Here is a 6176-nt window from a genome sequence, read left to right as displayed (position 1 = left end):
GCCCTACACGCCACCGGCCACACCCCCGCCCGCGTACACGGAGATCCCCGCCGGCGCCTTCGACCCCCGCGAACTCACCGACTTCCAGCTCGATGAGCTGGTGCACCGGATCATCGGCCGCATCACCCGCCTGATCCGTACCGAACTCCGCCTGGACCGCGAACGCGTCGGCAAGCTCCGCGACCCCCGTCACTGACCGCATCCGACCCCAACCGCCATCCACCCCGAACGACAGAAAGGCCGGCCGCGATGTCCCGCCAGGACCCGGGCTCCACCATCTGGTTCTCCCTCAGCATCGACGGTGAGAGCCTCGGCTACTTCAACGGCTGTGAGGGACTGTCGTCGCAGGTGGAGATCGAGCAGCGCCAGGAGGGCGGCAACAACGGCTTCGTCTGGCAGTTGCCGACCCGCGTGACGTTCTCGAACATCCGGCTGACCCGCCCGCTGACCCCGGACACGGCGAAGGTCGCCAAGTGGATCTCGTCCGTGCAGACCGGCATCAAGCGACCCACGGCGCAGATCGCGGCGCTCAGGGCGGACGGTTCGGAAGTCGCGCGGTGGGGGCTGATCGACGTGCTGCCGGTCAGCTGGACCGGCCCCTCCCTGGACCCCGCCAGCCCGGCCGTGGCGACCGAGGTGCTGGAGATCGCCCATCACGGGTTCACGGACTGAGAGGGACCGCAGACATGGCCAAGGGCAGCAAGAGCGGCGCCGGCAAGAGCCTCGTACGCGCCACGCTCGCGATCCACGAACCGCCGAAGGGCAAGAGCAGGACGCCCGGCGGAATCATCAAGACGTTCGGCTTCGACTTCAACCCGGCGCAGCTGTCGCTGACCCGCCGCGCGCAGTGGAAGGTGACCCCGGCGCAGATCGAACGGGACGGCCCGCTCCCGGAGTTCATGGGTGCCGAGCCGCGGGAGATGGGTGTGGAGATCTTCCTCGACACCTCCGACGAGCCGACCAGCAACACCGTGCTGAAGAAGGTCGAGTCACTGCTGGCCTGCTGCGAGGTGACGAGCAAGAGCATCGCCGCGAAGCAGCCGTCGCCGCCGTGGGTCGTCTTCCAGTGGGGGTCGTTCTCGACGGCCCGGTTCACGGCGTACGTCAGCTCGGTCGAGGCCAGTTACACGCTGTTCTCGACGACCGGCGTGCCCATCCGCGCCACCTGCAAGCTCCAGCTGCACGAGATCCCCAGCAAGACCAAGGGGCAGAACCCGACCTCCGGCGCGCTCACCGCGCAGCGCGTGCACCGGGTCGTGGCGGGCGACTCCCTGCAGTCGCTGGCCTGGCGGGAGTACGGCAACGCGGCCGCCTGGCGTTCCATCGCCGAGGCCAACGGCATCGACGACCCCCAACAGCTGCGCACCGGCGTCGAACTGGTGCTGCCGGCCGCCGAGGAGGTGCGTACCTGATGGTGCAGTCCGCTTTCTCCAACGTCGTCGACGTGAAGATCGGCGGCGCCAAGCTGCCGCCCGAGTTCGCCCCGGACCTGGTGGACAGTTACGTCGACCAGGGCGTCGGGGTCCCGGCCGCGTTCCGGCTGACCTTCCGCGACCCGTACCGGCTGCTGCTGGGCAAGCTGAACATCACCTTCGGCACCAAGGTGGTGTTCGCTCCCGTGGCGGACGGCGAGGGTGCCGGGGATCCGCTGCTGACCGGTGAGGTCACGGGACTCGAGGCCGACTACGACGGCACCGGCTCCTACACCGTCATCCGCGGCTACGACCTCGGCCACCGGCTTCTGCGCCAGCGCCGCGTGGCCGCCTACCGCAACCAGAGCGCCTCCGACATCGCCCGCAAGCTGGCCGCCAAGGACGGTGTGCCGATCGGGCGGATCGAGTCGACGAAGACGGTGTACGAGTTCATCTCCCAGTCCAATGTGACCGACTGGGACTTCCTCGCCCGGCTCGCGGACGAGAACGAGATGGTGATGTCCGTCGACGCGGACGGCAAGTTCCAGTTCGTGCGGCCCAAGTCGGCCGCGGGGGCGCCCTCTCCGGACACCGACGGAGACAAGAGCCCGTTCGTCCTGCAGGCCGGGCACGACATCCTGCGGCTGCGGGCCGCCGTCACCGCCGCCGACCAGGTGGCCAAGGTCGAGTCCCGCGGATGGGACGTGACCACGAAGAAGAAGCTGACGGCCACCTCGCCGGCCTCCTCCAACCCCGGTATCACCATCGGCACTTCGCCGGGCGCGGCGGCCGGGAAGTTCACGTCGGCGACGCTCGTGGAGACGGGCACGCCCTACGACAAGCAGAACGAGGTGAAGTTCGCCGCCGAGGCGCTCGCCGACGACGTCACCGGCTCGTTCGCCGAGCTGGAGGTCGTCGCGCGCGGAAACCCCAAGCTGCGCCCGGGAGTTCCGGTGGCGCTGGCGGACGTCGGGGTGCCGTTCGAGGGCAAGTACACGGTGACGTCCGTACGGCACGTCTTCGGGGACGGCAAGCACTACGAGTCGTGGGTGACGGTCAGCGGCCGGCAGTGGCGGTCGCTGTACGGGCTGGCCTCGGGCGGGGCGGACACCGCGCCCCGGCTGCCCAGTGTGGCCAACGCGCTGGTCACCGACGTCAACGACCCGCTCAAGCAGGGTCGGGTCAAACTGCAGTTCCCGTGGCTGGACGACACCTACGTCAGCGACTGGACGCGGACCGTGCAGATGGGCGGCCTCGGCGGGGGCGGGATCTTCCCGCTGGACGTCAACGACGAGGTGCTGGTCGCCTTCGACCGGGGCGCGCTGGACCATCCGTTCGTGATCGGCGGGCTCTACAACGGCCGGGACAAACCGACCGTGGTGAGCGATGTGCCCCTTCACGACACCGTACGGAAGAAGGCGAGCCGGCACACCGTCTCCGACCGGGACGGCAACCGGATGGACCTGCTCAGCCAGAAGACCGGCCTGCGCAGGCAGGGGGTCCGGCTGATCTCCGGCGACAAGCAGCTGACCATCAACCTGGACCGGACGAAGACCGAGATCACCATCGACAGCAAGGGTTCGGTCACCATCAAGGGCAGCCGGTCGGTCTCGGTGGAGGCGGGCACCGATCTGTCGCTCAGCGCCCGGCGCAACCTGACCATCAAGAGCGGCGCCGCGCTGAGCATCCAGGGCGGCATGGTCAACGTGCGCGCGCCCGAGATCGGGCTGACGGCGACGGGCGCCCTGAACATGACGGGCACCCTCACCAACCTCACCGGCCTGACGACCCTGCAGCTCAACTCCCCCCTGACGACGGTCAAGGGAGCCAACTTCACGGTCGCTGCCCCCACGTTCCTGTGCGCCACCATCCCCGTACCGGCGCCGCTGTGAACCGTTCCCGAGCAAGGCAGGTGGAGTTCTGATGGCCGAGCAGTTCGTCGGTTCCGGCTGGTCGTTCCCGTTGCGCATCGGGCCGACCGGCGGGATCGCGCTGGTCAGCGGGGAGCGCGAGATCGAGGAGGCGATCCGGCTCGTCCTGTCGACCTCGCCGGGTGAACGGCCCATGCGGCCGGACTTCGGCTGCGCCATCCACGACCTGGTGTTCGCGCCGGTCAACGAGCAGACCGCGGGCCGTATCCAGCACGAGGTGCACGTCAGCCTCGACCGCTGGGAGCCGCGTATCGAGGTCGAGGACGTCGAGGTCACGGCGGGCGCCGACCAGAGCGTGCTGTTCATCGACGTCCGCTACTCGATCCGCGGCACCAACAACCCGCGCAGCCTGGTCTTCCCGTTCTACGTCATTCCGTCCCACGAGGAGCCCGACGCCGGCCCCGGCGCGGGCAACTCCCCTGAAAGCGACCGCTGATGGCCCTGCCCTCCCCCAATCTCGACGACCGCCGCTTCCAGCAGTTCGTCGACGACGCCAAGCGCTACATCCAGCAGCGCGCCCCGGAGTGGACCGACCACAACGTCTCCGACCCGGGCGTCACCCTCGTCGAGACGGTGGCGCACATGGCGGACCAGATCGTCTACCGGCTCAACCGGGTGCCGGAGAAGAACCATCTGGCCTTCCTGGACCTGGTGGGGATCACCCTGTTCCCACCCTCGGCCGCGCGCACGGACGTGACGTTCTGGCTGTCGGCGCCCCAGGAGGAGTCGATCGCCGTGCCGCTGGGCACCGAGGTGGCCACCATGCGCACCGAGAGCGAGGAGGCGGTGGTCTTCGCGACCGAGCGCGAACTGACCGTCGTGCCGTGCGAGTTGCGGTATCTGCTGGTGCAGCACAAGGGCGAGGCTGCGGTGGAGCGCACGCACGACCTGGCCGAGGACGACAAGGACCTGCTCTGCTTCTCGGAGTCCCCGGATCCTGGTGACTGCATGCTGCTGGGGCTGAGCGCGGCCGTGCCGCACTGCGCGATCGCGCTGGACCTGGACAGCCGGGTGGACGGCGTCGGCGTGGACCCGCGGCAGCCGCCGCTGGTGTGGGAGGCGTGGACCGCGGACGGCTGGCAGACCTGCGAGGTCGACCGGGACGGCACCGGCGGTCTGAACCGTCCCGGTGAGGTGGTCCTGCACGTGCCCGGCGGGCACGTGCTGTCCCGCAACGCCGGTCAGGAGGGTGGCTGGATCCGCTGCCGGGTCACCGAGCCGCTGCCCGGCCAGCCCTTCTACACCACCTCGCCCACCATCCGCGCCGCCGAGGCCTTCACCGTCGGCGGCACCACCGGTGTCGTCCACGCCGAGACGGTGTACGACGAGGCGCTCGGCGAGTCGACCGGTCTGCCCGGTCAGCGGCTCCGGCTGATGCACGCGCCCGTCGTCGGCGACGACCCGCCGGTGCTGCTGCAGACGGCCGAGCACGAGGGCTGGGTCGACTGGCAGGTGGTCCCGAACTTCGCGGGCTCCGGGCCGTACGACCGGCACATCACCCTCGACGCGACGACCGGGGAGATCGCCTTCGGACCGGCGGTGCGCGAGCCGGACGGCACGCTGCGGCAGTACGGCGCGGTCGCGCCCAAGGGCTCCCCGGTCCGCGCCCGCCGCTACCGCACCGGTGGCGGCCGGGCCGGCAACGTGGCCCGGGGCGCGGTGCAGATCCTGCGCACCTCCATCCCGTACGTCTCCGAGGTCGTCAACCGTGAGGCGGCACGCGGCGGGGTGGACGGCGAGACGGTCGAGGAGGCGAAGGTACGGGCGCCGATCACGCTGCGCGCCCAGGAGCGGGCGGTGACCCTGCGGGACTACGAGGAGCTGGCCCGCCGCGCCGCCCCGGAGACCGCGCGCATCACCTGCCTGGAGGGCGAGGAGGGCGAGCACGGCGCCTACGCGGTACGGGTGCTGGTGGTCCCGCAGGCTGTTCCGGATCCCGGCGGCAGGCTGCGCTTCGAGCAACTGGTGCCCGGCGACGCCCTGTTGGACCGGATCACCCGCCATCTGGACGAACGGCGGCTGATCGGGACGAGGTTGGCGGTCGGGCCGCCGTACTACCAGGGTGTGACCGTCGTCGCCACCGTCCACGCCTTCCGGGGCGTCGACACGGACAAGGTGCGGCGCGAGGCCCACGACGCGCTGTACCGGCACCTGGATCCGCTGACCGGGGGCGCGAACGGCACGGGCTGGCCGTTCGGCCGTCCCGTCCAGGCCGGTGAGGTGTTCGCGGTGCTGCAACGGGTGCCCGGTGTGGAGCTGGTCGACGAGGTGGTCCTGCACCCGGCGGACCCGCTGACCGGCAAGCGGGGCGAGGCGACGGACCGCATCGACCTCTCGGCCCCGTCGCTGGTCTTCTCGTTCGACCACCGCGTCCGGGTGATCGGGGACGGCGCATGAGGGGGTCCATCGACGGTCTCGGCTCCTCCGCGCCGATCGGCATGATGCTGCCGGCCGTCTTCGCGGACGACGATCTCGCCCAGCGGTTCGTCGCGGGGCTCGACGAGACGGTCGCGCCGATCCACAGCGTGCTGGACTGCCTCGACACCTACTTCCGGCCGTCCCTCGCCCCGCTCGACTTCGTCCAGTGGCTGGGGAGTTGGGTGGGCGCGGAGACGGACGGCACCGAACCGGAGCCGCTGCTGCGGGCGGCCGTGGCCGCGGCGGCGTACCTCCACCGCATCCGTGGCACGCGGCGCGGGCTGGCGGAGGCCGTGCGGCTGGCGTTCGGCGTCGAACCGGAGATCACGGAGAGCGGCGGGGCGTCCTGGAGCGCCCGCCCGCTCGGCCCGTTCCCCGGCACCCCCCGCCCTCGTCTCCACGTTCACCTCCGCCT

6 protein-coding genes and 1 pseudogene are annotated in these 6176 nt (G+C 70.8%); all 7 read left to right on the top strand.

Features of this window, described 5'->3' with window-relative positions; all coding sequences use genetic code 11:
- Positions 1 to 196, top strand: a pseudogene (locus GRC12_RS40755) (hypothetical protein); the annotation flags it as partial.
- A 53-nt stretch (positions 197 to 249) separates the two neighbouring features.
- Complete coding sequence (locus tag GRC12_RS40750; protein WP_133047369.1) at positions 250 to 672, top strand: phage tail protein; 423 nt, start codon at positions 250 to 252, stop codon at positions 670 to 672.
- Positions 673 to 686: 14 nt separating this feature from the next.
- Entirely contained in the window at positions 687 to 1412 is a 726-nt protein-coding gene (locus GRC12_RS40745) for a CIS tube protein (protein WP_133047368.1), read from the top strand.
- Positions 1412 to 3304: a VgrG-related protein gene (locus tag GRC12_RS40740; RefSeq protein WP_208785492.1), complete on the top strand. Its 1893-nt coding sequence runs from the start codon at positions 1412 to 1414 to the stop codon at positions 3302 to 3304. The genes GRC12_RS40745 and GRC12_RS40740 overlap by 1 nt, the downstream gene beginning before the upstream one ends.
- 31 nt (positions 3305 to 3335) lie before the next feature.
- Positions 3336 to 3779: a GPW/gp25 family protein gene (locus GRC12_RS40735; RefSeq protein ID WP_133047366.1), complete on the top strand. Its 444-nt coding sequence runs from the start codon at positions 3336 to 3338 to the stop codon at positions 3777 to 3779.
- Positions 3779 to 5740, top strand: coding sequence for a putative baseplate assembly protein (locus tag GRC12_RS40730; RefSeq protein WP_208785491.1), 1962 nt, complete (start codon positions 3779 to 3781; stop codon positions 5738 to 5740). The genes GRC12_RS40735 and GRC12_RS40730 overlap by 1 nt, the downstream gene beginning before the upstream one ends.
- The coding region (locus GRC12_RS40725) for a phage tail protein (RefSeq protein ID WP_208785490.1) at positions 5737 to 6176 on the top strand (440 nt) is incomplete at its 3' end. The genes GRC12_RS40730 and GRC12_RS40725, both read left to right, overlap by 4 nt.

This window comes from Streptomyces griseorubiginosus (genome assembly GCF_017614965.1).
GTDB classification, from domain to species: Bacteria; Actinomycetota; Actinomycetes; order Streptomycetales; family Streptomycetaceae; genus Streptomyces; species Streptomyces griseorubiginosus_B.
The sequence above is the reverse complement of the archived record's forward strand: the minus strand, read 5'-3'. Positions and strand labels throughout refer to the sequence as shown.